Consider the following 26,276-nt stretch of genomic DNA (forward strand, 5'->3'; position numbering starts at 1 on the left):
ACCTCGTAAGGTGGTGCCGAACCCGATCGGGTGACGCAACGTTCTTGTCCTAGTGGCGTCTTGTCGTTCGCCACTGAATGAAGCCCTAGCAGCTACTGGGAGCACGCCGTGAGCGACGATGGCCGCCTGGTTGCCGGCCGCTACCGACTTGGCCGGCGGATCGGCAGCGGTGCGATGGGCATCGTCTGGGAAGCGCACGACGAGCGCCTGCACCGCACCGTCGCGGTCAAGCAGCTGCTGCTCCAGCCCGGCTTGGCCGAGTCCGACACGGACGAGGCGAAGCGCCGCGCCATGCGCGAGGGCCGGATCGCCGCACGCCTGCAGCACCCGCACGCCATCGCGGTGTACGACGTGGCGGAGGACGACGGCCAGCCGTGGCTGGTGATGGAGTACCTGCCGTCCAAGAGCCTGTCCACGGCGCTGTCGGAGCGCGGCACGCTGCCGCCCCGTGACGTGGCGTCGATCGGCTCGCAGGTCGCCTCGGCGCTCGCCGCCGCGCACAACGCGGGGATCGTGCACCGCGACATCAAGCCGGGCAACATCCTGCTCGGCAACGACGGCACGGTGAAGATCACCGACTTCGGCATCTCCCGGGCCACCGGCGACGTCACGGTCACCGCGACCGGGATGCTCGCGGGCACGCCCGCCTACCTCGCGCCCGAGGTGGCCAAGGGTTACGACCCCGGCCCTCCCTCGGACGTGTTCTCGCTCGGCTCGACGCTGTACGCGGCCATCGAGGGCGCGCCGCCGTTCGGCCTGAACGAGAACACCATCGCCCTGCTGCACCAGGTCGCGTCGGGCAAGGTGGTGCCGCCGAAGCAGGCCGGGCCGCTGACCGCGCTGCTGATGCGCCTGCTGCGCGCCGAGCCGGAGGACCGGCCGACCATGGCCGAGGCCCGCGAGGCGCTGGCCGCGGTGGCGGCGGGCCGGGCCGCGCCGGAGTTCCCGGTCGCGATGCCGCAGAGCCACCCGCCGTCGTGGCAGGGCGCGCCCGTCCAGGCGCAGCCGACCCACGCGCTGGCCCCGGCCGGCCGGCAGAACCCGCCCGCCGCGCAGAACGCCCCGCAGAACAACCCGCCGCACGCCGCGACCAGGGTCGCGCCCGCGCCGACCCCACCGCCCGCACCGCAGCGGCAGGTCAACCACAACCCGCCGCCCGCCCGTCCGACCGGTGCGTCGAGACCCGCCGGCGGTCCGATGAAGAGCAAGCGGTCCACGGTGCTCACCGCCCTGGCCATCGCGGGCGCGGCGGTCGTGGGCATCCTGCTGGCGAGCATGCTGGCCGACAGCGACGAGGCGGGTGGCAACCAGGCCGGTTCGACCACGACGACCGCCGCGCGGGAAGCGGGCGGCGAGGCGTCGGTCACGCAGTCGAAGAAGCCGTCCACCCCGACCGCGAAGATCACCGTCATGCCGACGCCCCAGCAGCAGGAGCAGGCGCTGCGCGACTACTTCGCGCTGCTGCCGGAGAACGTGGACGAGGGCTACAGCCGGTTGACCGCCAAGATGCAGGCCACGGCCGGCGGCCCGACCGGGTACCAGGGCCTGTGGGGCCAGGTGAAGTCGATCGAGCTCAAGAACGTGCGGGAGAACTCGTCGTTCGCCTACGAGGTCGACATCGCCTACCACATGAAGGACAACTCGGTCAGCACCGAGCGCAAGCTGATCATCCTGAAGTGGGAGAACCAGGGCATCTACATCGACGGTGAGCAGAAGCTCGGTCAGCCGTAGGTCGCCGGGTCGGGGTTCTCCGGGTCTGGGTCTCCCGGGTCAGCGCGACGACGCCTTCAGCGCGTCGAGCAGGCTGGTCACCGCCGGTGAGCCCGCCCCGTCCTCGCGGATCGCGGCGCAGATGGTCCTGGTCGGCTCCGGGTGGCGCAGCTTGCGGATCACCACCCCGGGGTGCACGACGCCGAGGCTGAGCTTCGGCACGATGGTCACCCCGAGCCCGGCCGCGACGAATCCCTGCGCGGTCGGGTAGTCGTCGGCCTCCACCACGACGTTGGGCGCGAACCCGGCGCCCGCGCAGGCGTCGAGCACGATGTCGCGGCACGGCCCGGGCGGCGCCACGGCGTCCACCCACTGCTCCCCGGCCAGGTCGGCGAGGTCGAGCACCCGCTTGCGGGTCAGCTCGTGACCACGCCGCAGCACGGCCAGGTACGGGTCGTCGAGCAGGTGCACGAGCCGCACGCCGCGCGGCGGCTCGCCGTCCCGGTGGTGCACGACGATGGCCACGTCGGCGCGACCGGCCTCCACCTCCACCATCGGGTCGTCCGGCTCGGTCAGCTTGAGGTCGAGCTGGACGTCGGCGTGCCTGGTCCGGAACAGGGCGACGGCGGGCGGCACGAGCGCCGCGCCCGCCGTGGCGAAGTAGCGCACCCGCAGCCGCCCGGTGCGGCCCTCGCGCAGGTCAGCGAGCGCCGCCTCCGCCTCGACCAGCCGGTCGGTGATGTGCGCGGCGTGCTCGGTGAGCAGCCGGCCCGCCACCGTCGGCCGCACGCCCCGCCCGACCCGGTCCAGCAGTGGCAGGCCCGCCTGCTTCTCCAGGGCCGAGACCTGCTGGCTGACGGCCGAGGGCGTGTACCCGAGGTTGACCGCCGCGGCGGTGATGGAGCCGGTGGTCACCACGGCCCGGAGCACCTGCATGCGTCGCACGTCCAACATGACACAACCTTACAGCTGTGCTTAAGTGATGTGCAGTTCTATTCACTTGTGCTGATACTTCGGGACCGCGCAAAGTGTGGTCGTGAACAAGCCTGGCACGCTGATCAGGATGGCTGTCCTGGCCCTGCTCTGGGGTTCCAGCTTCCTGTGGATCAAGATCGCGCTCACCGGCCTCTCCCCGGTCCAGATCACCCTCACCCGCACCGCGCTCGGCGCGTTGGTGCTGGTCGCGCTCGTCTACTGGAGCAAGCAGCGGCTGCCGCGGGACCGGGCGTCCTGGCTGCACCTGGGCTTCGCCGCGCTCTTCGGCAGCGCGGTGCCATTCGCGCTGTTCGCGTTGGGCGAGCAGACGGTGGACTCGGGCGTGGCCGGTGTGCTCAACGCCACCACGCCGCTGTTCGCGCTGGGCATCGGCTTGGTCCTGGGCACGGAGCGGCAGCGCAACCCGGCCCGGTTCGCGGGCCTCGCGCTCGGCTTCGCGGGCGTGCTGATCATCTTCGCGCCGTGGCAGAAGGCCGGGCTGGCGAGCTGGGGCGCGCTGGCGTGCCTGGCCGCCGCGGCGTCGTACGCGGTCAGCTACGCCTACATCGGCCACAAGGTGTCCGGCCGGGGCCTGACGCCGATGCAGATCTCCTCGACCCAGCTGGTGGCCGCGGCGGGCATGACGGCCTTGGTGGTGCCGGTGGCCGGGTTGCAGCCCGTGCAGCTGTCCTGGCAGCCGCTGGTCGCCGTGGCGATCCTGGGCGTGTTCGGGACGGGCGTCGCGTTCGTGCTGAACTACCGCGTGATCGAGGACGAGGGCGCGACCAACGCCACGATGGTCGGCTACCTGCTGCCCGTGGTGTCGGTGCTGCTGGGCGCGATGTTCCTCGGCGAGGCGCTCAACCTCCGCGTCGTGCTGGGCATGGTCGTGGTCCTCGTCGGCGTCGCGCTGACCCGCAAGCAGCCCGCGACGGCGATCGTGCCGCTGCCCGGGGCCGCGGCGGAGGGGTCGGAGGCTTCGGGGGCGGCTCCGGAGACCAAGGTCGCTACGCTCAAGTGACCTGCGATAACGCAGTGTTACCCGCCGGTATGGCAGGGTCGTGGGCCAACTGAGACACCCGTCCTGGCCAAACGGGTGGACTTGAGACCCAGGTCTCCCCCGATCGCGTGGTGTTCAGGCGATACGCGTCCTGATTCGCCCTCTCGGACGTCTCCTCACATGAGAGGGACGACTTCGGAAGGGAACCCACAGGCCATGAGCAACGACAGCATCACCATCACGACGACGTTCCACCTCCTCGTCCCGGGCGTGACCCCGGCGCCGGTGGAGGCCGAACTCCACTACGAACCCGAGGACCCGTACGCGGTAGCCGTGCTGTTCCACACCGGCCAGGGCAAGGTCGAGTGGATCTTCGCCCGGGACCTGCTCGCCGACGGCCTGCTGACGTCGTCCGGCGAGGGCGACATCCTGGTCCGGCCGGCCGCCGACGACCCGGAGCGGGTCCTGGTGGAGCTCAACGCGCCGACCGGCTTCGCCATCCTGTCGGCCGACGCCGAGGACATCGCCGAGTTCCTGGACATGACCTACGACGTGGTCCAGCCCGGCGAAGAGGACCTGTGGATCGACTTCGACCGCGAACTGGCCAAGCTGGTCTCGACCAACTGAGACCATCGAGGGCCACGCCATCGCTTAACCTGCTGGCGTGGCGGAGTCCGGGGGGACAGGAACAGGGACGGGGACGGTCGGCGGCCGGTACGCGCTGGTCGAGCGGGTCGGCAGCGGCGCCATGGGCGTCGTCTGGCGGGCGCGGGACGAGCTGCTGGACCGCGAGGTGGCGGTCAAGCAGCTCCGGTGGCCCGACCTGACGGCCGACGAGCTCGAGGTGGCCAGGGCGAGGGCGATGCGCGAGGCGCGCAACGCGGCCCGGTTGCAGCACCCCGACGCGATCTCCGTGTTCGACGTGGTGGTGGAGGACGGCCGGCCTTGGCTGGTCATGGAGTACCTGCCCTCGCGCAGCCTGGCCGGGCTGCTGGCCGAGCGGGGCAGGGTGAGCCCGGACGAGGCGGCCAGGATCGGTGGTCGGGTGGCCACCGCGCTGGCCGCGGCGCACGCGGCGGGCATCGTGCACCGGGACGTCAAGCCGTCGAACGTGCTCATCGGGCACGACGGGGCGGTCAAGCTCACCGATTTCGGCATCTCACGGGCCGCCGGCGACGGCACGCTGACCGACAGCGGCATGATCACCGGCACCCCGGCGTACCTGGCGCCCGAGGTGGCGAGGGGTGAGCAGCCGGATCAGGCGTCGGACGTGTTCTCGCTGGGCGCGACGCTGTACGCGGCGACGGAGGGGCAGTCGCCGCACGGGGTGAGCGACAACAGCTTCGGGCTGCTGTACCGGGCCGCGGCGGGGCTGATCGAGCCGCCGACGCGTTCCGGGCCGTTGACGGGTGTGCTGACGAGGTTGCTGGCCGCGGATCCGGCCGAGCGGCCGACGGCGGTGGAGGCGGCCGAGTTGCTGGCCGACCCCCTGCCCGCCGAGCCCTTGCCCGTCCAGCCGCCGACCGCCGGGCCGCGGTCTTCGGGACGACTGCCGGTCGAGCCGCCGCCTGCCGCGGACACCTCGACGGCCGGGCCCGAACCGGCCCCTCCTGGTCCGCACGTCGAACCGGACCCGGAGCAGGCCCCGGCGGACAAGCCGCGGAAGCGGTGGCAGGCGCCCCTCGTGGCGGCGGTCGTGCTGCTGCTCACCGCGGGCGCGGTCGCGGTGGCGGCGCTCCAGCCGTGGACGACCCGCGAGGCGGCCCCGACGACGACGTCCCTGGGCCTCACCGCGAGCGACGCGGCCGAACTGGTGCGCAGGCACTACGAGGCGCTGCCCGAGGACACGGCGGCGGCCTACGCGAACCTGGCCGTGCCGTTCCAGCGGCCGTTCGAGGAGTACCAGGCGTTCTGGGGCCAGTACGACGACGTGCGCGTGGAGGGCATCGTGGTCGTCGAGATCAGCCCCGCCAGGTACGCCGTGCGGGTGGACGTGAACTTCACGCACGCGGGCACGGCGTCGCACGGGCGCTACGAGCTCGGCGTGTGGCCCGACGGCGGCAGGTTGCAGATCTTCTCGTCCCAGCAGCTGGAGTAGCTCAGGGCAGGTCAGCGGCTCCAGGGCCGGGGTCGAGCCCGTCAGACCAGCCTGCGGTCCGAGGCCCAGCGCGACAGCTCGTAGCGGTTCGACAGCTGCGTCTTGCGCAGGACGCTCGACACGTGGGTCTCGACCGTCTTCACCGAGATGAACAGCTCGGACGCGATCTCCTTGTACGCGTAACCACGCGCCAGCAGCCGCAGCACGTCCCGTTCGCGCGGGGTCAGCAAGTCCAGCTCGGGGTCGCTGATCGGCGCCGCGCCGGGGCGGTCGGCGAACGCGTCCAGCACGAACCCGGCCAGCCGCGGGCTGAACACCGCGTCGCCCTCCGACACCCGCACGACCGCGCGCACCAGCTCCTGGCTGGAGATGGTCTTCGTCACGTACCCGCGCGCACCGGCGCGGATGACCGCGATGACGTCCTCGGCCGCGTCGGACACCGACAGCGCCAGGAACACCACCTCCGGCAACGCCGTGCGGACCTGTCGCAGCACCTCGGCGCCGCCGCCGTCGGGCATGTGCACGTCGAGCAGCACCACGTCCGGGCGGTGGTGCCCGATGCCGGCGACCGCCTCGCCGACCGAACCGGCCTCGCCGACCACCTCGACCTCGTCGGTGATCGAGTCCAGCTCGGCACGCACCCCGGCGCGGAACAACGCGTGGTCGTCCACCAGGAACACCCGAACGGTCATGTCCTGGCCCCCGTCTCTCGCTTGTCTGCGGTCTTCCTCGGCATCATCAGCTGCACCTCCGTGCCCTCACCCAGCCGGGTGCGGATCCGGACTTCGCCGCCGTGCCGGTCCATCCTCCCCCCAATCGAGTCCGCGAGGCCATGCCGGTCCTCCGGCACGGTCTTCGGGTCGAAGCCCTTGCCCCGGTCGCGGACGAACACCGCCACCCGTTCGGGCTCGACTTCGCCGTACACGCTGATCTCGCCGACGCCCGCGTGCTTGGCCGCGTTGACCATCGCCTCGCGGGCCGCCTGGACGAGGGCGTACAGGTTCGGGTCGAGCTCGCAGTCGCCGACCACGACCTGCTGCACGGCCAGCGCGAAGCTGTCCTCGACCTCGCCGGCCGCCTTGGCGATCGCGGCGGACATGGTGGTCGGCTGGCTGTTCTCCTCCACGACCCGCCCGTACAGCCACTCACGCAGCTGCCGTTCCTGGCCGCGCGCCAGGCGCTTGACCTCGCGCGGCTGCTCGGCCTGCTTCTGGATCAGGGCGAGGGTCTGGAGCACGGAGTCGTGCAGGTGGGCGGCGATCTCGGCGCGTTCCTCGGTGCGGATGCGGACCCGCCGCTCCTCGCCGAGGTCGTTGATCAGCTTGATCCACAGCGGCACGGTGAGCACCGCCACGCCGCCGAGGGTGGCGACCACGGCGAGCAGCGCGAAGCGGAGCTGGTCGATGCCGTAGCTGTTGACGAGCAGCACGCCGATGCCGATGGCGACGAGCGCCACACCGGCGAGGACGCGCACGATCGTGCTGCGGCCCGTGCCGCCGAAGATCCCGGACTTCGCGCCGTCCCGCCAACGGCGGCGCTGCGCCTCGTCCGCCTCGCGCCAGACCACCGCCGCACCGACCAGGGCCACCGCGAGCGGCCCGGCGATCCAGCCGCTGACCGGGCCGGAGAACAGGCCGGCGAGCACGGCCGCGGCGATGCCGAGGGCGACCAGGCCGAGCGCCTGCTGGCGTTCCCTCGGGTTCGACGGCCCTTCCGGCTCGCCGGCCGCGCGTTGGGGCACGAACAGCCACAGCAGGCCGTACGCGATCACGCCGACGCCGTTGAGCGCGGTCAGCGCGGCGAACGCCGCCCGCACCCAGAACACCTCGATGCCGAGGTGGTCGGCGACACCGCCGGCCACACCCGCGACCACCCGGCCGGTCCGCCTTCGGCGCACGGGCTCGACGGCCTTCGTCTCCACACTCACCCGTTGATGGTCACACGCTGGTCCGGGCCGGTCATCAGGGTTCCACCCGATGCGCGGTTCAGGGTGGGCCCCCGATGTGCGGACGGCTCGCGTTGAGCAAGCTTGTCGTCGTGAGCGGGAGCATCAGCGCAGCCAGCGTCGAAGAGACGCTGAAGGACTTCTGGGCCACGCGGCCCAGGCGGCCTCACGACGGTCGCAAGATCGCCGGTGTCGCCGCCGGTATCGCCCAGCGGTACCAGATCGACCCGGTGATCGTCCGGGTGGCGTTCGTGGCCATGGCGTTGTGCAACGGCGCCGGAGTGCTCATCTACCTGCTCGGCTGGTTGTGGCTGGCGCAGGCCGACGACGAGGTGTCGGCGGCGGAGGCGCTGATCGGGCGCGGGCGCAGCTCGACCCCGACGGCGTTGACGGTGCTGCTGGCGATCGCGGTGATCCCGGCGACCGGGTTCTTCGTGGACGGCGGGTTCACCATGGTCGGCGGCGTGCTGCTGTCCGCGGGTGCGATCTACCTGCTGCACCGCGGTCGGGGGCAGCTCAACCGGCCGGAGCCGACCGCGGCTTTCGGCGGCGGGGGTGGTGGTGCCGGGGTCGGACTTGGAGTCGGTGACGGTGAGGGTGTGGGGGGCAAGGTGTCGACGGACGAGCAGACGACCGATCGCGTGACGCCACCGGCTTGGGACCCGCTCGGCGCGGCGCCGTTCGCGTGGGACCTGCCGGAGCCGGCCGGTGCGCCGGAGCCGGTTGGCGCGACGCCCGCGCCGGTGGCGGTGCGCCGCCGCAGGTCGCGGGTGGGGTTGGCGACGTTCGGGGCGTCGCTGGTGGTGCTGGCGGGGTCGCTGGTGGCCTCGTCGTACGCCGACTGGTTCCACGCCCAGCACGTCATCGGCCTGCTGGTCGCGGTGATGGGCGCGGGGATGGTGCTCGGCGCGTTGCGCGGTGGCGGTGGGCGCGGGCTGATCTGGCTCGTCGTGCCGCTGTCGGTGGTGGGCGTGCTGTTGACGTCGGTGGACTTCGAGCTGGACGGGAAGTCGATGGGCAGCAGCTTTGCCCGCCCGATGACGCTGGAAGAGGTGCAGGACCGGTACACGGCCGGCCTCGGCGAGGTGCAGCTGGACCTGTCCTCGCTGCCGAACAGCGGGTCCGTGACCACCGCCGTCGAGGTGGAGGTGGGCAACGCGCAGGTCTGGGTGCCCCACAACGCGGACGTGACGGTGAACTGCCGGACCGACCTCGGCTCGGTGCAGTGCCTCGACCGCGCGTCGGACGGTAAGAGTCGACACGAGGAGGTCACCGACTACGGCCTTGACGGGCCCGGTGGGTTGAAGATCGTGCTCGACGTGCGCAGCGATCTCGGAACGGTGGAGGTGCGTCGTGCCTGAGCAGGATTCGATCGAGAAGCGCGGGGTCGACGTGGTGGGTTTGGTGTTCGGGGTCGCGGCCCTGGTCGCCGCCGCCTACATGCTCTCCGACGGCGCGTCGTGGCCCGCGTTCCTCGACCTGAGGTGGGCGTTGGCCGGAGGGGCGATGGTGATCGGGTTGGGGTTGCTGGCGGGGTCCGCTCGACGTCGCCGGTAGAGGGGTTCGGGGTAGGGGGATCGGAAAGGGAGAAGGCCCGTCCTGGGGAGGACGGGCCTTCTCTGGTTTTTGTGCCGCTCTACTACTCCCACTCGATGGTGCCCGGCGGCTTGCTCGTCACGTCCAGGACCACGCGGTTGACCTCGTTCACCTCGTTGGTGATGCGGGTCGAGATGCGCTCCAGCACGTCGTACGGCAGGCGGGTCCAGTCCGCGGTCATGGCGTCCTCGCTGGACACCGGGCGCAGGACCACCGGGTGGCCGTACGTGCGGCCGTCGCCCTGCACGCCCACGCTGCGCACGTCGGCCAGGAGGACGACCGGGCACTGCCAGATCTGGCGGTCGAGGCCTGCGCTGGTCAGCTCCTCGCGGGCGATCGCGTCGGCCTTGCGCAGGACGTCCAGGCGCTCCTGGTTGACCTCGCCGATGATGCGGATGCCCAGGCCGGGGCCGGGGAACGGCTGGCGCTGCACGATCGTCTCCGGCAGCCCCAGTTCGGTGCCGACGCGGCGGACCTCGTCCTTGAAGAGCGCGCGGAGCGGCTCGACCAGGGTGAACTGGAGGTCCTCGGGGAGCCCGCCGACGTTGTGGTGGCTCTTGATGTTGGCCGCACCCGTGCCGCCGCCGGACTCGACCACGTCCGGGTAGAGCGTGCCCTGGACGAGGAACTGGTAGTCGCCCTCGGCCTTGAGGTCGCGTTCGGCCTGCTCGAACACCCGGATGAACTCGCGTCCGATGATCTTGCGCTTCTGCTCGGGGTCGGTGACGCCCTTGAGCGCGTCGAGGAACCGCTCGCGGGCGTCGACGGTGACGAGGTTGACGCCGGTGGCGGCCACGAAGTCGCGCTCGACCTGGGCGCGCTCACCCGCGCGCAGCAGGCCGTGGTCGACGAAGACGCAGGTCAGGCGGTCGCCGATGGCGCGCTGGACGAGGGCGGCGGCCACCGCGGAGTCGACGCCGCCGGACAGGCCGCAAATCGCCTTGCCGTCGCCGACCTGCTCGCGGATCAGCGCCACCTGCTCGTCCACGATCGAGGACGTCGTCCACTGCGGCCGGATGCCCGCGATCTCGTGCAGGAACCGGCGCAGCACCTCCTGGCCGTGCGGCGAGTGGCCTACCTCGGGGTGGTACTGGACGCCCGCGAAGCGGCGTTCGGCGTCCTCGAAAGCGGCCACCGGCGCGCCTTCGCTGGTCGCGGTGACCGTGAAGCCCTCGGGCGCCTTGGTGACGCAGTCGCCGTGGCTCATCCACACCGGGTGGTTGGCGGGCAGCTCCTCGTGCAGCAGGCCGCCCGCGTGCTGGACGCCGAGTTCCGTGCGGCCGTACTCACGGGTGCCGGTGTGCTCGACCGTGCCGCCGAGCGCGCCCGCCATGGCCTGGAAGCCGTAGCAGATGCCGAAGACGGGGACGCCGACGTCGAACAGCTTCGGGTCGACCTGGGGTGCGCCGGGCTCGTACACGCTGGACGGGCCGCCGGACAGCACGATGGCGGCCGGGTCGCGTTCCAGCAGTTCCGCCACGGGTGTGGTGTGCGGGACGACTTCCGAGTAGACCTGCGCCTCCCGGACTCGCCGGGCGATCAGCTGCGCGTACTGCGCGCCGTAGTCGACTACCAGCACAGGGCGGTTGCTGCTCTCGGCCACTGGGGGAAAACCTCTCGTCTGGCGGATCCGCGCAGGTGAAGGATGTCATGCGTGGAAGAGGAAGTGCTCACCGGAGGCGGGCTCAACGAGGTCGTGCGGATCGGGTCGACGGTGCGGAGGCCGACCGGTCCGTGGACCCCCGCCGTGCATCGGTTGCTGGAACACCTTGCGCCGCTTGGCATTGCGCCGGTGGTGCACGGGGTGGACGAGCGCGGGAGGGAGGTGTTGTCGTACTTGGAGGGTGAGGTCGGCCACCCGCCGTTGGGTGAGTCGTTGCGGTCGGACGAGGTGCTGGTGGCGGTGGCGCGGATGGTGCGGCGGTTGCACGACCGGTCGGCGGGGTTGGTGGAGGCGAGGTCGGGCGGCGGGTCGGATGGGTGGCAGTTTCCTGCGGTTTCGCCGGTGGAGGTCATCTGTCACAACGATCTCGCGCCGTACAACATGGTGTTCCGGGATGGGATCCCGGTTGGGGTGTTCGATTTCGACGGGGCTCGGCCGGGGCCCCGGTGGTGGGATGTCGCGTACACGGCGTATTGCCTGGTGCCGTTTTCGCCGGAGTTCGGGACGGTTGAGGAGCAGTGGCGGCGGGCGGGGTTGTTCTGCGAGGCGTACGGGTTGCCGGAGGCGGTGGCGGTCGAGGGGATGGGGTTGAAGGTGTTGGCGAGGTTGGAGGACATGGTCGCGATGATTCGGGAGAGGCCCGAGTTCTGGCGGCAGAGGGAAGAGGGGCACGAGGAGTACTACCTCGGGCACGTCGAGTACGTGCGGGAGAATTTCTGCTCGGCTGAGTCCGGCTCGATTTGACAGGTCTGCGGTCTGCGTGCGCCGGTCGCCGTCCTCCCGAGGTTCCGGCCCCCGGCGACACCGCTGGGGTCCAGGGGGTCCCGCGGGATGTACCCGGCGTGGTCGGGGGGTGGCGTACGGGGGGAGTTCGAAGATCAATAGGTCGAAGTGCGCGGGTCGGGCATACGGTGTTCGGCATGGACGCGTTTACGCCGCAGCCACGGCCTTGTTGGATTGCCGGACACGCCGAGCAGGGCGTTTCCGCCCTCACTGTCCATCACCCGTTCGATGGAACAGAGGTGGCCTCGGTCGCGGTGCCGGGGGTGGAGCAGGTGGAGCGGGCCGTTGCCGCTGCGGCGGCGGTGGCGAAGGAGTTCAGGCGGACGCCGGCGCACGTGCGGGCGGGCGCGCTGTTGCAGGTGTCCAGGGCGTTGGAGGAGCGGGCCGAGGAGATCGCGGAGACGATCACGGCGGAGAACGGCAAGCCGTTGAAGTGGGCCGACATCGAGGTGAAGCGGGCGGTCAACACGTTTCGGTTCGCGGCGGAGGAGGCGCGGCGGTTCACCGGTGACTTGCAGCGGTTGGACACGGATGCCACCGGCGAGGGGCGGTTGGCGGTTGTTCGGCGGGTGCCGCGTGGGCCCGTGTTGGCGGTGGCGCCGTTCAACTTCCCGTTGAACCTCGTGGCGCACAAGGTGGCGCCGGCGTTGGCGGTGGGGGCGCCGGTGATCGTGAAGCCCGCGTCGGCGACGCCGTTGTCGGCGTTGTTGTTGGGCGAGTTGTTGGCGGAGACGGATTTGCCCGAGGGTGCGTTCTCCGTGCTGCCGGTGCGCGGGTCGGACATGAAGGCGTTGGTGACGGATGAGCGGTTGCCCGTCATTTCCTTCACCGGGTCGACGGAGGTCGGGTGGTCGCTGACGGATTCGGCGCCGCGCAAGCACGTGGTGATGGAGTTGGGGTCGAACTCGGCGGCGATCGTGTGCGCGGATTGGGATGACCTGGACTTCGCGGCCGGGAGGATTGCGACGTTCGGGAATTACCAGGCCGGGCAGTCGTGCATCGCGGTGCAGCGGGTGTTGGTGCACCGGGACGTGGCCGACGAGTTCGTGCCGAAGTTGGTGGAGGCGGTTCGGGCTCTGAAGACCGGGGACCCGCACGACCCCGACGTGGAGGTCGGGCCGTTGATCGACGAGGACAACGCCCGGCGGGTCGAGGAGTGGGTCTCCGAGGCCGTGGCCGGTGGCGCGGTGCTGCACGTCGGTGGTGGGAGGTCCGGCACGTCGGTCGAGCCGACGGTGGTGCAGGACGTGCCCGTGGACGCGAAGCTGTGGCACCAGGAGGTGTTCGGGCCCGTGCTGGCCGTCGCCGTGGTGGATTCGGTGGACGAGGCGTTCGAGCAGGCCAACGCGACGGAGTACGGGCTCCAAGCGGGTGTCTTCACCAAGGACGTGACGGTGGCGTTCGCGGCGGCGGCGGAGTTGGAGGTCGGCGGGGTGATCATCGGCGACGTGCCGTCCTACCGGGCCGACCAGATGCCGTACGGCGGGGTGAAGGGGTCGGGGACCGGGCGGGAAGGCGTCCGGTCGGCGATGGTGGACTTCACCGAGGAACGCACGATGGTGCTCACCGGCATCACTCTTTGAGCGCGCCCTTGGCGAGCATCAGCAGGCCGTTGACCAGGTCGTCCGTGCCGGAGCCGGTGGCGAGCGCGCGGAGCTTGAGGCCCATCACCATGCCGACGACGGCACTGGCGACCTGGTCGGCGTCCTTCACGCCGATGGACGCCAGGACCGTTTCGGCGAGCTTGTCGTAGGCGGCGAAGCACTCGGCGGCGGCGGCCCGGAGTTCCGGGTCGCGGCCGGCGTGCAGGTAGAGCTCGTAGGGCGCGATGCGCTCGCTGTCGGTGCCCGTGGCCTCGGCGACCTGGCCGACGATCTCGACCACCTGGTCGAGGTCGGCGCACTTGGTGTCGTTCCGGGTGGCCAGCTCGCCGAAGCGCCTGGTCTCCTCGGTGACGAAGTGCCGCAGGCTCTCCCGCAGCAGGTCCTGCTGGGTGGCGAAGTGGTAGGTGACGGAGCCGAGCGAGACGCCCGCCTCGTGCGCGATGCGCCGGTTGGTCACGCCGGCGACGCCGTCGTCACCGATGATCCGCAGCACGGCCGCGATGATCCGCTGCCTCGTCTCGGCCGGTCTCGTCATGTCGTTCATTGTCCGCCATGGGACGGATCGACGGATCCGCGATACTGTTCGTTCGAACGAACAGTATCGGGAGGGCGCATGCGGGTCTCGGGATCGACCGTGTTGTTGACCGGCGCGACGGGTGGGATCGGGCACTCGATCGCCCGCGCGCTGGCCGGTCGCGGTGCGAAAGTGGTGTTGACCGGGCGGAAGGTCGCCGACCTGGAGCGGCTCGCCGACGAGGTCGGCGGGCGCGCGGTGGCGGCCGACCTGGCCGAGCCGGGGGCGGTCGGGCGGTTGCTGGACGAGGCGGGGGCGGTGGACGTGCTCGTCGCCAACGCCGCGCTGCCGGCCAGTGGGGCGTTGGTGGACTTCACGGCCGAGCAGGTGAAGCGGGCGTTGGCGGTGAACCTGGAGGCTCCGATCGCGCTGGCGCACGGGTTGGTGCCGTCGATGGTGGCGGCGGGGCGTGGGCACGTGGTGCTCATCGGGTCGTTGGCGGGCAAGGTGGCGTCGGCGCACGCGTCGCTGTACAACGCGACGAAGTTCGGGCTGCGCGGCTTCGCGCTGGGGCTGCGGGAGGACCTGCGCGGCAGCGGGGTCGGCGTGTCGGTCGTGCAGCCCGGGTTCGTGCGGGACGCCGGGATGTTCGCCGACACGGGCGCGAAGCCACCGGCGGGGATGCGGACGGTGTCGCCCGAGCAGGTCGCGGCGGCGGTGGTGCGGGCGGTCGAGGAGGACCGGGCGGAGGTCAACGTGGCGCCGGTGGAGCTGCGGGCGGCGAGCCTGCTCGGCGGCGCGTTCCCGGCGTTCTCGGCCGGGTTGCAGCGGCGGATGTCGAACGACGAGGTGATGCGGCGGATGAGCACGGCGAACCGGGGGAAGCGATGACGGCCGCGGTGATCCCGCACCCCCGGTGGCGGGTGCCGTTCCTGGGTGACGTGCTCGGCACGAACCGGCGGACGCCGGTGCAGGACACCATGCGGATGGGGCGGGAGCTCGGTCCCATCTTCACGCGGCGGTTCCTGGACCAGGAGATCGTGTTCGTGGGCGGGGCGGCGTTGGCGGCGGACCTGGCCGACGAGTCGCGCTTCGCCAAGCACCTGGCGCTGGGCGTGGAGGCGTTGCGGGATGTCGGTGGGGACGGGCTGTTCACCGCGTACAACGAGGAGCCGAACTGGAAGGCGGCGCACGAGGTGCTGCTGCCCGCGTTCACGCAGAGCGCCATGCGCGCCTACCACCCGACGATGGTGGACGTGACCGCGCAGCTGGTCGGGAAGTGGGACCGGGGCGGTGTCGTCGACGTCTCCGGCGACATGACGAAGTTGACGTTGGAGACGATCGGGCGGGTCGGGTTCGGGTACTCGTTCGAGTCGTTCTCGCGGTCCGAGACCCACCCGTTCGTGCGGGCGATGATCGGGTCGTTGCGGTACGCGCAGCGCAAGAACTTCGTGCTGCCACTGCTGCGCCGGGTGTTCGGGCGGGAGGCGGAGGAGCGCTACCAGCGCGATCTCGCCTACCTGGCGCAGGTCGTGGACGAGGTGGTGCGGTCGCGGCGCGGGTCGGGCGGTTCCGACCTGCTCGGGCTGATGCTGTCGTCCGGCGAGCTGGACGAGGTGAACATCCGCAACCAGGTGATCACGTTCCTGATCGCCGGTCACGAGACGACGTCCGGCGCGCTGTCGTTCGCGCTGTACTACCTGTCGCGGCACCCCGAGGTGGTCGAGAAGGCCCGCGCCGAGATCGACGCGGTGTGGGGCTCGGCGGAGGTGCCCGAGTTCGAGCAGGTCACGAAGCTGCGGTACGTGCGGCGGGTGTTGGACGAGGCGTTGCGGCTGTGGCCGACGGCGCCGGGGTTCGCGCGGGAGGCCCGTGCGGACACCGTGCTCGGCGGGCGGTACCCGATGCGGGCGGGCCAGTGGGCGCTCGTGCTGCTGCCGCTGGTGCACCGTGATCCGTCGGTGTGGGCGTCGCCGGAGTCGTTCGACCCGGACCGGTTCGCGCCGGCGGCGGTGAAGGCGCGGCCCGCGCACGCGTACAAGCCGTTCGGGACGGGGGAACGGGCGTGCATCGGGCGGCAGTTCGCGGTGCACGAGGCGACGTTGGCGCTGGCCACGGTGTTGCGCCGGTACGAGCTGGGCACCTCAGCCGACTACGAGCTGCGGGTGGCGGAGATGCTGACGTTGAAGCCGGACGGGTTCACCGTGACGCCTCGGCGGAGGTGAAGCCCTTGGCCCGGCGCAGCGCCCGGTCGAGGTCGGTCGCGGTGGCGGCGGTGTGGCCGTCGGGGCGGACCAGGGCATCCCCCTCGACGGTGAAGCCGGGGCCGTAGCGGCGGCTGTTCGGGCGGAGCGCGCCGTCACCGTTGGTGGTGAGGGGCGAGTCGCGGTAGGCGAAGGGCTCGAAGAGCTTGCCGGAGTCGATCTGCCCGGTGAGGCCGTGCTCCAGGACGTGGCGGCGGTGTGCTCGTTCGGCCGGGGTTCGCGGCACGAGGAAGCGCATGGTCGCGCCGGTGATGCGGAGGTTCTCGTCGGCCGCCGCGGCACGTTCCAGGTGGTAGGACTCCAGGAGGTGCGGGCCTGCCTCGCCGGCGCGGTCCAGGGCGATCTTCCACGCGGCGTTGTCGGCGTCGCAGATCCCGGAGTTGAGGCCGCGCGCGCCGAACGGGCTCATCACGTGCGCGGCGTCGCCCGCGAGGAGGACCTTGCCGACGCGGAGGCGGGCGGCCCGGCGCTGGTGGAAGCGGTAGGTGGACTGCCAGAGGATCTCGTACGGGCGGTCGCCGGTGATCGCCCGGACGTGGTCGGGCGTGAGCTCGAAGCCCTCCGGGACCTGCCAGTCGACGCGGTGGACGCCGTCGGGCTGGGGGTGGACGAGCACCTGGCGGCCGGGGTGCCACGGCGGGTCGAAGTAGAAGCGGCGCTCCGGCTCGGGGTGGCCCAGGTCGACCCGGATGTCGGCGATGACGAACCGGTCGGTGAACGAGTGGCCCTCGAACGGGACGCCGAGCAGGTCGCGGACGGTGGAGTGGGCGCCGTCGGCGGCGACGCAGTGCGTGCCCTCGAACGTGCGGTCGCGGGTGTGGACGGTGACCGTGTCGGCCTGCCGGATCCGCACGGCCCGCCGGCCGTAGTGGAGGTCGATCAAGGGCTCGGCCAGGGCTTTCGCGTGCAGGATCTGCTCGACGGTGGTTTGCGGGGTGTTGACGAACGGCGGGAAGCCGTCGGTCCGCGGCAGTTCGACGGTGAGCACCTCGCGGTCGCGGAAGTAGGTCCGGCCGCGGTACCAGGTGACGCCGGCGTCCACGACGGCCTGGCCGACGCCGACGCGTTCGAGGATGTCCAGGACGTCCCGGTGGACGCAGATCGAACGGCTGCCGATGGCTTCGCGGTGCGCGGAGGCCTCCAGGACGGTCGTCGGCACGCCGGCCCGGGCCAGCAGGAGCGCGGTGGTCAGGCCGACCGGACCCGCGCCGACGACCAGCACCGGGATCATCGCAACGCCGCCCACACCTCGCGGTCCCGCTCGGCGGTCCAGATCCGGGGCCAGTCGACGCCGTCGCACTCGTCCCAGTACCGCTGCACGTTGAACGGCATGCAGTGCTCGAAGATCGGCCACCGGCCGTAGCGCGGCGCCAGGGCGGCGTGCGCGGCCTCGAACGCGTCCTTCACGGTGCCGCCGCTGAGGTGCGTGCTCCCGACCGTGCGGCGGAGCTCGTCCAGGAAGTGCCTCGACTGGGCGATGGCCGCGTCGACCTCGGTCCGGTCACGGGCGGGCGCGCCGCGCCCGCCGACGAGTTGCTCGGCGCCCAGCGCGGCGACCCGGTCCAACGTCGACGTGGCCCACTCGTCGTGGAAGGCGTCGCCGGTGTAGAGCGCGGCCCGCGCCTCGACCAGGTCGCCCGCGAACAGGATGCGCTGGTGCGGCAGCCAGGCCACGACGTCGCCCGCGGTGTGGCCGCGTCCGCAGAAGCGCAGCTCCACCTCGCCCCGGTCGCCGCCGAGCGGGATGGTGAGGCGGTCGGAGAACGTGACGGTGGGCCAGGTGAGGCCGGGGATGGTCTCGGGCTCCTCGAACAGGCGCGGCATCCGGCCGTACTCGCTGAGCCAGTCCTCCCGGCCGCGTTCGGCGATCAACGCCCTGGTGTTCTCGTGCGCGATGACCTCGGCGGCGTCGAACGCGCTCGCGCCGAGCGTGCGGACCGCGTGGTAGTGGGTGAGGACCAGGTGGCGGACGGGTTTGTCGGTGCGCTCGCGGAGCCGGTCGAGCCAGCGCCGTGCGGCCGTCGGCGTGGCCCTGGCCTCGATGCAGACCAGGAAGTCCTCGCCCTCGATCGCGCCGACGTTCGGGTCGCCTTCGGCGGTGAGGGCGTAGACGCCGTCGGCGAGCTCGACGAACTTCTCGTCCTTGGGCGTGAGGTCGGCGCTGGACGCGAACGGCTTCGTTGCCACACAACCCACCATAGGGCGATCAGGTCGACTTGACCTCCACGATCGGCAGCCGCAGCGCGCCGGGCGCCCCGGCCGGGACGGCGGGGTTCTTCGGCGCAACAGCGGCGATCCGCCGGTAACCCGAGGACTGGTCGGGGCGCTGGTCCGGCTCGCCCTTGTTCGGCCACACCGAGAACGCCCGCTCGGCCTGCGCGGTGATCGTCAACGACGGGTTCACGCCCAGGTTCGCCGAGATCGCCGAGCCGTCCACGACCGACAGGCCCGGGTAGCCGTAGACCCGGTGGTAGGGGTCGATGACGCCGCCGGCCGGGTCCGAGCCGATCGGGCAGCCGCCGATGAAGTGCGCGGTCAGGGGGATGTTGAACAGCTCGCCCCACGTGCCGCCGGCGATGCCGTCGATGTGTTCGGCCGCCCGCAGGTTGGCCTCGTGGCCGGCCTCGATGAACGTCGGGTTCGGCTGCCCGTGCCCCTGCTTCGAGGTGAGCTTGCGACCGAACAGGCCCTTCTTGGTGAACGTGGTGATGGAGTTGTCGAGGCTCTGCATCACCAGCAGGATCACCGTCCGCTCGCTCCACCGGTGCACCGACATGAGCCGGGCCAGCCGCAGCGGGTGGCGGACCGCCTGCGCCAGGAACTGCAGGATGCGCGGGGTGGACTTCGCACCGTCCGTGGCCAGCGTCTGGAGCAGCCCCATGGCGTTGCTGCCCTTGCCGTAGCGGACCGGCTCGATGTGGGTCTGCTCGTCGGGGTGGATGGAGGACGTGATCGCCACGCCTTGGCTGAAGTTGCGCTCCTCGTCCACCGTGAAGCGGGCCGCGCCGATGATCGACTCGGAGTTCGTCCTGGTCAGCTCACCGAGCTTGGGCGAGAGCTTCGGCAGCGCGCCGTCGGCCTTCATCCGGTGCAGCAGCTGCTGGGTCCCCCACGTGCCGGCGGCCAGCACGACCTGGCCCGCCGTGATCGTCCGCCTGCCCTTGCGCAACTTGCCGCCCGTGCGCCGGGTGCCGACCGCCCACGTGCCGTCGGGCGCCTGGCGCAGGTCGGTGACGGTGGTCAGCGGCAGCACCCGCGCGCCGTTGCGCTCGGCCAGGTAGAGGTAGTTCTTGACCAGGGTGTTCTTCGCGCCGACCCGGCAGCCGGACATGCACGCGCCGCACTGCGTGCAGCCGGTCCGGCTCGGGCCCGCGCCGCCGAAGTACGGGTCCTCGGCCGGCTTGCCCGGCTCGCCGAAGTACACGCCGACCGGCGTCGGGTGGTAGGTGTCGGCCACGCCCATGTCCTCGGCGACCTGCCGCATCACCACGTCCGACGGCGTGGTGGTCGGGTTCTCCACCACGCCCAGCATCCGGCTCGCCTGGTCGTAGAACGGGGCGAGCTCGGCCTCCCAGTCGGTGATGTGCGCCCACTGCCGGTCCGCGTAGAACGGCTTGAGCGGCCGGTACAGCGTGTTGGCGTACACCAGCGACCCACCGCCGACCCCCGACCCGGCCAGGATCATCACGCTGCGCAGGGCGTGGATGCGCTGGATGCCGTAACAGCCGAGCGCGGGCGCCCACAGGTATCGCCGCAGGTCCCAGGACGTCTCGGCGAACTCGTCGTCGGCGAACCGGCGGCCGGCCTCGATGACGGCCACCCGGTAGCCCTTCTCGGTGAGCCGGAGCGCGGCGACGCTGCCGCCGAAGCCCGACCCCACCACCACGACGTCGTAGTCGGTGTTGTTACCGGCGAGTTCACCCATGGTTGGCAGATTAGGCGTAACTTCCGGTAACAGGCTAGTGCTCGATCGGTTCAGGCACTTCCAGGCACGAAACAGCCCCCGCCCGGAGCAGGGGCTGGTTCGCGTCGTCAGCCGCGGATGGTCAGGCCGACCTTCTGGAACTCCTTGAGGTCCGAGTAGCCGGTCTTCGCCATCGCCCGGCGCAGCGAGCCGAACAGGTTCGTCACGCCGCGCGGGTCGACGGACGGGCCGAACAGCAGCGTGCGCAGGTCGACGACCTGGTCCACCCCGGTCGACACGTGGCTGCGCGGCACCGACGGGTGCGCCGACGCGGCCGTCCAGTACAGGCCCTGGCCGGGCGCCTCGGACGCCGCCGCGAGCGGCTCGCCCAGCATCACCGCGTCCGCGCCGCAGGCGATCGACTTCGCGATGTCGCCGCTGGTCAGCACGCCACCGTCGGCGATCACGTGCACGTACCGGCCACCGGTCTCGTCCAGGTAGTCCCGGCGGGCCGCGGCGGCGTCGGAGATGGCCGTCGCCATCGGCACGCCGATGCCGAGCACCGAGTCCGTCGTGGTCACGCCCGGCGTGTAGCCGTAGCCGACGATCACGCCCGCCGCGCCCGTGCGCATCAGGTGCATCGCGGTCCGGTAGTCGCCGACGCCGCCCGCGATCACCGGGATGTCGAGGTCCGCGATGAACGACTTGAGGTTCAGCGGCTCGCCGTCGCGCGAGACGTGCTCGGCGGAGATGATCGTGCCCTGCACGACCAGGATCTCCACGCCGGCCGCCAGCAGGTCCGGCGTGAGCTCGGCCGCGCGCTGCGGGCTGACCCGCACCGCCACCGTGACGCCCGACTCGCGCACCTGCTTGATCGCCTCGGCGATCAGGTCCATCCGCACCGGCTCGGCGTGCAGCTCCTGGAGCACCCGCACCGGCGCGGCCGGGTCGTCGGTGTCCTCCACCGCCTGCACCAGCCGGAACAGGGCCTCTTCCACGTCACCGTGGCGGGCCCACAGGCCCTCCGCGTTGAGGACGCCCATGCCGCCCAGCTCGCCGATCGCGACCGCCGTGCCCGGCGACACGATCGCGTCGGTGGGGTGGGTGATCAGCGGGATCTCGAACCGGTAGGCGTCGATCTGCCACGCCGTCGAGACGTCCTTCGAGGATCGGGTCCTGCGGGACGGGATGATCTCGAGGTCGTCCAGCTCGTAGGCCCGCCTCGCGGTCCGGCCCATGCCGATCTCGACCAGATCGCGCACCTTTGTCGTCCTTCCGTGGAGCTGATGGTCCCGGGGGAAGCCGGCGGAACCTGCGAACACTAGCCCAAGGCGATCCGATTCAGCGGGTCGTGTAGTTCGGTGCCTCGACGGTCATGGTGATGTCGTGCGGGTGGCTCTCCTTCAGCCCGGCCGCCGTGATCCGCACCAGCTGCTTGCGCTGCAGGTCGGCGACGGTCTTCGAGCCGGTGTAGCCCATGGCCGCGCGCAGGCCGCCCACCAGCTGGTGCACCACGGTCGACAGCGGGCCGCGGAACGGCGTGCGGCCCTCGATGCCCTCGGGCACCAGCTTGTCCTCCGACAGCACGTCGTCCTGGAAGTAGCGGTCCTTGGAGTAGGACTTGGCCTCGCCGCGGCCCTGGAGCGCGGCCAGCGAGCCCATGCCCCGGTAGGTCTTGAACTGCTTGCCGTTGACCAGCACCAGCTCGCCCGGCGACTCGGCCGTGCCCGCGAGCAGGCTGCCGAGCATGACCGCGCTCGCGCCCGCCGCGATCGCCTTGGCGATGTCGCCCGAGTACTGGATGCCACCGTCGCCGATCACCGGCACGCCCGCCGGCCCGCACGCCAGGCTCGCCTCGTAGATCGCGGTGATCTGCGGCACGCCGACGCCCGCGACCACGCGCGTGGTGCAGATCGAGCCGGGGCCGACGCCGACCTTCACGCCGTCCGCGCCCGCGTCGACGAGCGCCTGGGCGCCCGCGCGGGTGGCGACGTTGCCGCCGACCACGTCGACCTCGTCGCCCAGTTCCTTCTTCACCTTGGCGACCATCTCCAGCACGTTGCGCTGGTGGCCGTGCGCCGTGTCGACCATGATCACGTCGACGCCCGCGTCGGCCAGCGCCATCGCCCGCGCGAAGCTGTCGTCGCCCACGCCGATCGCGGCGGCGCACAGCAGGCGGCCGTCCGGGTCCTTCGAGGCGTTCGGGTACTGCTCGGTCTTGACGAAGTCCTTGACCGTGATCAGGCCGCGCAGCTTGCCGTCGCCGTCCACGATCGGCAGCTTCTCCACCTTGTGCCTGCGCAGCAGGCCCAGCGCGGCCTCCGCCGACACGCCGACCTGCGCCGTGACCAGCGGGCCCTTGGTCATCACCTCGCTGACCTTGCGCGAGTGGTCGACCTCGAAGCGCATGTCGCGGTTGGTGATGATGCCGACGAGCTTGCCGCTCGCGTCGGTGACCGGCACGCCGGAGATCCGGTAGCGCGCGCACAGCTCGTCGACGTGGCGGATCGTGTCGTCCGGGGTGCACGTGACCGGGTCGCTCACCATGCCCGCCTCGGACCGCTTCACGGTCTCCACCTGGCGGGCCTGCTCCTCCAGGGACAGGTTGCGGTGCAGCACGCCGATGCCGCCCTGGCGGGCCATCGAGATGGCCATCCGGCCCTCGGTCACGGTGTCCATCGCCGCCGATGCCAGCGGCACGCGCACCGTGATGTTGCGTGAGAGCTTGGTGCTGGTGTCCACGCCGCTCGGCACGATTTCCGACTCGGCGGGCAGCAGCAGTACGTCGTCGAAGGTCAGTCCCAGCATGGCGAACTTGGGCGGGACTCCGTCAGCGTTGAGCTCGCTGGTCATGGCGGCTGGCTTGCCTTCCGTCGTGCGGCGATCCCGCCGCCGCGGATCGGGTTCCACGCAGCGGCGATGGGTTCAGGTCATGGTATCTGGACGTGGCCGGGGGTCCGCCCGGTACCGTGCGGGGTCGTGCCGCACGACGCGTTGCCACCAGACCCGTTCGCGGGCGACCCGGAGGACCCGGCCCGGGCCCTCGGCGAACCCGACCACGACCACGACCACCCGCCGATGGACGACGCCGAGCGGGCCGAGCTGGTCGGCGACCTCAGCGACCTCGCGGTGTACCAGGCGCTGCTCGAACCCCGTGGTGTCAGGGGAATCGTGGTCGACTGCGGCGAGTGCCAGGAGCCGCACTACCACGACTGGGCGCTGCTGCGGTCGAGCCTGGAGCAGCTGCTGGCCGACGGCCGGATGCGCCCGCACGAGCCCGCGTACGACCCCGACCCGGCGGCCTACGTCAGCTGGGAGTACTGCCGCGGTTACGCGGACGGGGTCACCGCGACCGAGAGCGCCCGCTGACGATGTGACGAAGCCCGCCCCCGGACGAGGGGCGGGCTTCGTCACACGCGTGCTCCGGGTCAGCCGCCGGAGGTGGTCTCGCCGTCGGTGCCGCCGGGCGTCTGCGTCTCGCCCCTGTTCTGGCCGTTGGTCGGCTCGCCCGAGGTGGGCGGCGGCGGCTGGGCCGTGCCGTCGGTGGTCGGGACCGTCGCCGTGGTCGTCGTCGGCACGGTCGTCGTGACCGGCTCGGGCGTCGTCGTCAGGCTCGGTGACGGCAGGCTGGGCTCGGTAGTGGGCAGCACCGGCGTCGTGGACGGTCCGACGGTGGTCGGCGTGTTCGGCGACGGCGTGGTGCTGGTCAGCTCCTCCAGCAGCGACTCGTGCTTCTGGGTGAGGTCGTCCTTGCCGTCGTCCGGCGAGACCGACGGCAGGCTCTCGCCCGCCTTGAGCAGCGCGTCACGGGCCTCGCTGTACCGGCCGTCGCGCAGTGCCGCGCGAGCGGTGTCGAGGTCGGTGCGCACGGCGACGGCGGCTTCCACCGACCGCGCGTGCTCGGAGTACAGGACCCGGGTCAGGCCCCAGAGCGCGTCGCCCGGCTGGGCGTCCCGCGCGACCAGGCTCATCCCGGTGAACGCGATCGCCAGCACGGCGGCGGCCGCGGCGAGGGGGATGAGGAGGCGCTGCCTGCCCCTGGGCTGGGTGCGGGCGGCGGCGATCGTGGCCACCGCCGTGTCGGTGTCGACCAGCTCACCCATGGGTGGGCGGTCGACCTCGCGCCGCCAGGCCAGCAGCAGCGCGTTCAGCTCGTCGTCGACGAGCGATTCCGGCTGGTCGCCGTCACGCCCGCCCAGCACGTCGAGCAGCACGTCGTCAGCCCGGATGCCCGCGAGGTCGTCCCCCGGCTCGGCCGCGGTGTCCTCGGCCAGGGTGTCATCAGACTGCGGCGGTCTCTCATCTCGTCCGCGCACGACTTCTCCGTTGCCCTTCTCGTGCTGGTCGGCCACTCAGACCACCTCCTCCGCTGCCAGCGTCTTGCGGAGGCGGGCCAGGGCGCGGTGTTGCGCCACCCGAACCGCGCCCGGCGTCGAGCCGACCGCGTCGGCGGTCTCTTCGGCCGACAGGCCGACGACCACGCGAAGCAGCAGGATCTCCCGCTGCTTCTCCGGAAGGACCTTGAGGAGCAGGGCCATCCGCTCCGACAGCTCGCCCTGCATGGCGCGCTGCTCGGGACCGGCCTCCGTCTCGGGGGCGTCGGGCACCTCCGGGACCGGTTCGGACCGGTTCCGGGCTGCGGAGCGATGCGCGTCGGCCACCTTGTGCGCGGCGATCCCGTAGACGAACGCCAAGAACGGCCGACCCTGGTCGCGATAGCTGGGCAGGGCCGTCAGCACCGCGAGACACACCTCCTGGGCCACGTCGTCCGCCGAAGCGAAGGACCTCTCCTGCCTTCCGACTCTGGCGCGGCAGTACCGCACCACGAGGGGTCGGATGGATGCCAGGAGCCGCTCGATCGCGTGGCGGTCGCCATCGACGGCTGCGCCCACTTCGGCGTCCAGTCCGTCCCCCAAGTTGGTCATCGCAGACAACTGCCCTGGTGTTACGCGTAGGCGTACCGACAAAGAACAGCACGGGACGATCGACGTCGCCCGTACTGGTGATGCTCACCGTACCGGTCGTCCGGCCGAATGTTCCGCAATGGGGTCCAGATGGGGTCTTTCGACCTCACCTGACCAGCCGACACGCCACAGGCGGGCGAGGCCCGCGGACACCCGGGAACCGCAACCTTGCGGACAGCCCGCCGACGCCGCACCGGCCCGGCGATCCCATGACGGCCGGGCGGCGCGTGGGGCGCACGGCGACCTCACACGTCCCGGTCGAGCCCGGGCCCCTCACCGTCCCTATAGACGCACGGCAGCCTCACAGCACCTCTGGGTGCACGGCGGCGGCGCGGCGGCCTCACGGCGACTGGTGGACGCACGGCGGCCCGGCGACGCCTGAAGACGTCGCCGGGCCGTGGCTGGAGGAAGGGGTGCCGGTGTGCGACTCGCCTGACGAGTCCGACGAGCCTGTGCCCCGAGCCCTGGGTCCCGTGCGCTAGGACACGAGGCCGCGCCGGAAGCCGTGCGCGACGGCCTGGGCGCGGTCGCGCACGCCGAGCTTGCGGAACAAGCGCCGGGCGTGCGTCTTCACCGTGTCCTCGGACAGGTAGAGCTCGCGCCCGATCTGCCCGTTGCTCTTGCCCTGGCTCATCCCGCGCAGCACCTGGAGCTCGCGCTCGGTGAGCTGGACGCCCGGGTCCGACGGCTGGCGCGGCGCGGGCACGCTCGTGCTCGCGAGCGTGTGCGCCAGCGCGGCGACCAGCTCGGGGCGCGAGGCGTCCCAGCGCAGGTAGCCGCGGGCCCCGCCGGCGATCGCGGCGGCGATGCTGCCCGCGTCGTCCGGTGCGCCGAAGACGATGACGTTTGCCTGCGGGTTGGCCGAGACGAGTCGCCGGGTCGCTTCGACCCCGGTCGGGACGGCGCGCTGGGTGCCAACCAGTACGACGTCGACCGGCTGCCGAGAGAACCGAGCCAACAACTCGTCACCGTGCGCTACGCAGTCGATGCGGCTAACCCCTGGGACAGCCGACATCACGCGGGTGAGACCCTCCCGCACACTGCGCCGGTCGTCGCAAATAAGGACCGTGGTCACGGGGACTCCTTCCTGCAGCCGAGTGACGTTCCACATCCCCTATCGGACGCTAGATGTATGAGGCCATGACGTTGGTGACGCCGGTGTGGAGCCGTGTGGCTGGTGGTCGGTTTCCGGCGGCGGTGTGGGGGCGATGGTAGTTGTAGTGCACGTTCCAGATCGTCAGGGCGTCGGTGCGTTG

Annotated in this window: 24 protein-coding genes and 1 pseudogene; 11 read left to right on the forward strand and 14 right to left on the reverse strand. The window is 71.7% G+C overall.

The window, feature by feature from the left end; genetic code table 11:
- Positions 1-108 precede the first annotated feature (108 nt).
- Complete coding sequence (locus tag LNK82_RS41645; protein ID WP_230572386.1) at positions 109-1,731, forward strand: serine/threonine-protein kinase; 1,623 nt, start codon at positions 109-111, stop codon at positions 1,729-1,731.
- Between the two features lie 39 nt (positions 1,732-1,770).
- On the opposite strand, the gene LNK82_RS41650 is transcribed toward LNK82_RS41645, so the two are convergent.
- Positions 1,771-2,664, reverse strand: coding sequence for a LysR family transcriptional regulator (locus tag LNK82_RS41650; protein ID WP_230572387.1), 894 nt, complete (start codon positions 2,662-2,664; stop codon positions 1,771-1,773).
- Positions 2,665-2,773: 109 nt separating this feature from the next.
- On the opposite strand from LNK82_RS41650, the gene LNK82_RS41655 reads away from it, so the two are divergent.
- From LNK82_RS41655 to LNK82_RS41665, 3 genes are all read left to right on the forward strand, one after another.
- Positions 2,774-3,706 (forward strand): DMT family transporter, encoded by a 933-nt coding sequence (locus tag LNK82_RS41655; RefSeq protein ID WP_230572388.1) that lies wholly within the window; start codon positions 2,774-2,776, stop codon positions 3,704-3,706.
- A 195-nt stretch (positions 3,707-3,901) separates the two neighbouring features.
- Complete coding sequence (locus LNK82_RS41660; RefSeq protein WP_230572389.1) at positions 3,902-4,312, forward strand: SsgA family sporulation/cell division regulator; 411 nt, start codon at positions 3,902-3,904, stop codon at positions 4,310-4,312.
- A gap of 37 nt (positions 4,313-4,349) precedes the next feature.
- Positions 4,350-5,783 (forward strand): serine/threonine protein kinase, encoded by a 1,434-nt coding sequence (locus tag LNK82_RS41665; protein ID WP_230572390.1) that lies wholly within the window; start codon positions 4,350-4,352, stop codon positions 5,781-5,783.
- A 41-nt stretch (positions 5,784-5,824) separates the two neighbouring features.
- Here LNK82_RS41665 and LNK82_RS41670 read toward each other — a convergent pair whose 3' ends face one another.
- Positions 5,825-6,475, reverse strand: coding sequence for a response regulator (locus tag LNK82_RS41670; RefSeq protein ID WP_230572391.1), 651 nt, complete (start codon positions 6,473-6,475; stop codon positions 5,825-5,827).
- Positions 6,472-7,710 carry an ATP-binding protein gene (locus tag LNK82_RS41675; protein ID WP_230572392.1) on the reverse strand — a complete coding sequence of 413 codons (1,239 nt, stop codon included), beginning with the start codon at positions 7,708-7,710 and terminating at the stop codon, positions 6,472-6,474. Before LNK82_RS41675 ends, LNK82_RS41670 begins: the two co-directional genes overlap by 4 nt.
- A gap of 110 nt (positions 7,711-7,820) precedes the next feature.
- On the opposite strand from LNK82_RS41675, the gene LNK82_RS41680 reads away from it, so the two are divergent.
- Both LNK82_RS41680 and LNK82_RS41685 read left to right on the forward strand, forming a co-directional pair.
- On the forward strand, positions 7,821-9,089 hold the full coding sequence (locus LNK82_RS41680; RefSeq protein ID WP_230572393.1) for a PspC domain-containing protein: 1,269 nt from the start codon (positions 7,821-7,823) through the stop codon (positions 9,087-9,089).
- Positions 9,082-9,285 carry a hypothetical protein gene (locus LNK82_RS41685; protein WP_230572394.1) on the forward strand — a complete coding sequence of 68 codons (204 nt, stop codon included), beginning with the start codon at positions 9,082-9,084 and terminating at the stop codon, positions 9,283-9,285. Before LNK82_RS41680 ends, LNK82_RS41685 begins: the two co-directional genes overlap by 8 nt.
- A gap of 82 nt (positions 9,286-9,367) precedes the next feature.
- Here the strand turns inward: LNK82_RS41685 and guaA are convergent, their stop codons facing one another.
- Positions 9,368-10,927, reverse strand: coding sequence for a glutamine-hydrolyzing GMP synthase (gene guaA, locus LNK82_RS41690; RefSeq protein ID WP_230572395.1), 1,560 nt, complete (start codon positions 10,925-10,927; stop codon positions 9,368-9,370).
- A gap of 51 nt (positions 10,928-10,978) precedes the next feature.
- Here guaA and LNK82_RS41695 point away from each other — a divergent pair, with 51 nt between their 5' ends.
- Complete coding sequence (locus LNK82_RS41695; protein WP_230572396.1) at positions 10,979-11,731, forward strand: aminoglycoside phosphotransferase family protein; 753 nt, start codon at positions 10,979-10,981, stop codon at positions 11,729-11,731.
- A 176-nt stretch (positions 11,732-11,907) separates the two neighbouring features.
- Positions 11,908-13,353 carry an aldehyde dehydrogenase family protein gene (locus LNK82_RS41700; RefSeq protein ID WP_230572397.1) on the forward strand — a complete coding sequence of 482 codons (1,446 nt, stop codon included), beginning with the start codon at positions 11,908-11,910 and terminating at the stop codon, positions 13,351-13,353.
- Here LNK82_RS41700 and LNK82_RS41705 read toward each other — a convergent pair.
- On the reverse strand, positions 13,343-13,909 hold the full coding sequence (locus LNK82_RS41705; RefSeq protein WP_230572398.1) for a TetR/AcrR family transcriptional regulator: 567 nt from the start codon (positions 13,907-13,909) through the stop codon (positions 13,343-13,345). The two genes, LNK82_RS41700 and LNK82_RS41705, sit on opposite strands and share 11 nt — an antisense overlap.
- 78 nt (positions 13,910-13,987) lie before the next feature.
- Between LNK82_RS41705 and LNK82_RS41710 the strand changes: the two genes are divergently transcribed.
- Together LNK82_RS41710 and LNK82_RS41715 are read left to right on the forward strand one after the other, a co-directional pair.
- Entirely contained in the window at positions 13,988-14,779 is a 792-nt protein-coding gene (locus LNK82_RS41710; RefSeq protein ID WP_230572399.1) for an SDR family NAD(P)-dependent oxidoreductase, read from the forward strand.
- Positions 14,776-16,113 (forward strand): cytochrome P450, encoded by a 1,338-nt coding sequence (locus LNK82_RS41715; RefSeq protein ID WP_230572400.1) that lies wholly within the window; start codon positions 14,776-14,778, stop codon positions 16,111-16,113. Before LNK82_RS41710 ends, LNK82_RS41715 begins: the two co-directional genes overlap by 4 nt.
- Here the strand turns inward: LNK82_RS41715 and LNK82_RS41720 are convergent.
- From LNK82_RS41720 to guaB, 5 genes are all read right to left on the reverse strand, one after another.
- Positions 16,088-17,383 (reverse strand): FAD-dependent monooxygenase, encoded by a 1,296-nt coding sequence (locus tag LNK82_RS41720; RefSeq protein WP_230572401.1) that lies wholly within the window; start codon positions 17,381-17,383, stop codon positions 16,088-16,090. The two genes, LNK82_RS41715 and LNK82_RS41720, sit on opposite strands and share 26 nt — an antisense overlap.
- Entirely contained in the window at positions 17,380-18,339 is a 960-nt protein-coding gene (locus LNK82_RS41725; RefSeq protein WP_230572402.1) for an MBL fold metallo-hydrolase, read from the reverse strand. The genes LNK82_RS41720 and LNK82_RS41725 overlap by 4 nt, the downstream gene beginning before the upstream one ends.
- A 19-nt stretch (positions 18,340-18,358) precedes the next feature.
- On the reverse strand, positions 18,359-20,077 hold the full coding sequence (locus tag LNK82_RS41730; protein WP_230572403.1) for an FAD-dependent oxidoreductase: 1,719 nt from the start codon (positions 20,075-20,077) through the stop codon (positions 18,359-18,361).
- 107 nt (positions 20,078-20,184) lie between these two features.
- Entirely contained in the window at positions 20,185-21,318 is a 1,134-nt protein-coding gene (locus LNK82_RS41735) for a GuaB3 family IMP dehydrogenase-related protein (protein WP_230572404.1), read from the reverse strand.
- Positions 21,319-21,397: 79 nt separating this feature from the next.
- Positions 21,398-22,909 (reverse strand): IMP dehydrogenase, encoded by a 1,512-nt coding sequence (gene guaB / locus LNK82_RS41740; RefSeq protein WP_230572405.1) that lies wholly within the window; start codon positions 22,907-22,909, stop codon positions 21,398-21,400.
- A 66-nt stretch (positions 22,910-22,975) separates the two neighbouring features.
- Between guaB and LNK82_RS41745 the strand changes: the two genes are divergently transcribed.
- Positions 22,976-23,425 carry a DUF5319 domain-containing protein gene (locus LNK82_RS41745; RefSeq protein WP_123745329.1) on the forward strand — a complete coding sequence of 150 codons (450 nt, stop codon included), beginning with the start codon at positions 22,976-22,978 and terminating at the stop codon, positions 23,423-23,425.
- A 59-nt stretch (positions 23,426-23,484) separates the two neighbouring features.
- On the opposite strand, the gene LNK82_RS41750 is transcribed toward LNK82_RS41745, so the two are convergent.
- The 4 genes and pseudogenes from LNK82_RS41750 to LNK82_RS41765 all read right to left on the reverse strand — a co-directional run.
- Positions 23,485-24,408 carry an anti-sigma-D factor RsdA gene (locus LNK82_RS41750; RefSeq protein WP_230572406.1) on the reverse strand — a complete coding sequence of 308 codons (924 nt, stop codon included), beginning with the start codon at positions 24,406-24,408 and terminating at the stop codon, positions 23,485-23,487.
- Positions 24,409-24,981 (reverse strand): sigma-70 family RNA polymerase sigma factor, encoded by a 573-nt coding sequence (locus tag LNK82_RS41755; protein ID WP_158844722.1) that lies wholly within the window; start codon positions 24,979-24,981, stop codon positions 24,409-24,411. It abuts the gene before it with no gap.
- A 517-nt stretch (positions 24,982-25,498) separates the two neighbouring features.
- The gene (locus tag LNK82_RS41760; protein WP_015805222.1) at positions 25,499-26,095 is read right to left on the reverse strand and encodes a response regulator transcription factor; all 597 of its coding nucleotides are present in this window, start codon (positions 26,093-26,095) and stop codon (positions 25,499-25,501) included.
- 49 nt (positions 26,096-26,144) lie between these two features.
- Positions 26,145-26,276, reverse strand: a pseudogene (locus LNK82_RS41765) (IS481 family transposase); the annotation flags it as partial.

Source organism: Saccharothrix luteola (assembly GCF_020859565.1).
In the GTDB taxonomy this organism is placed as follows: Bacteria; Actinomycetota; Actinomycetes; order Mycobacteriales; family Pseudonocardiaceae; genus Actinosynnema; species Actinosynnema luteola.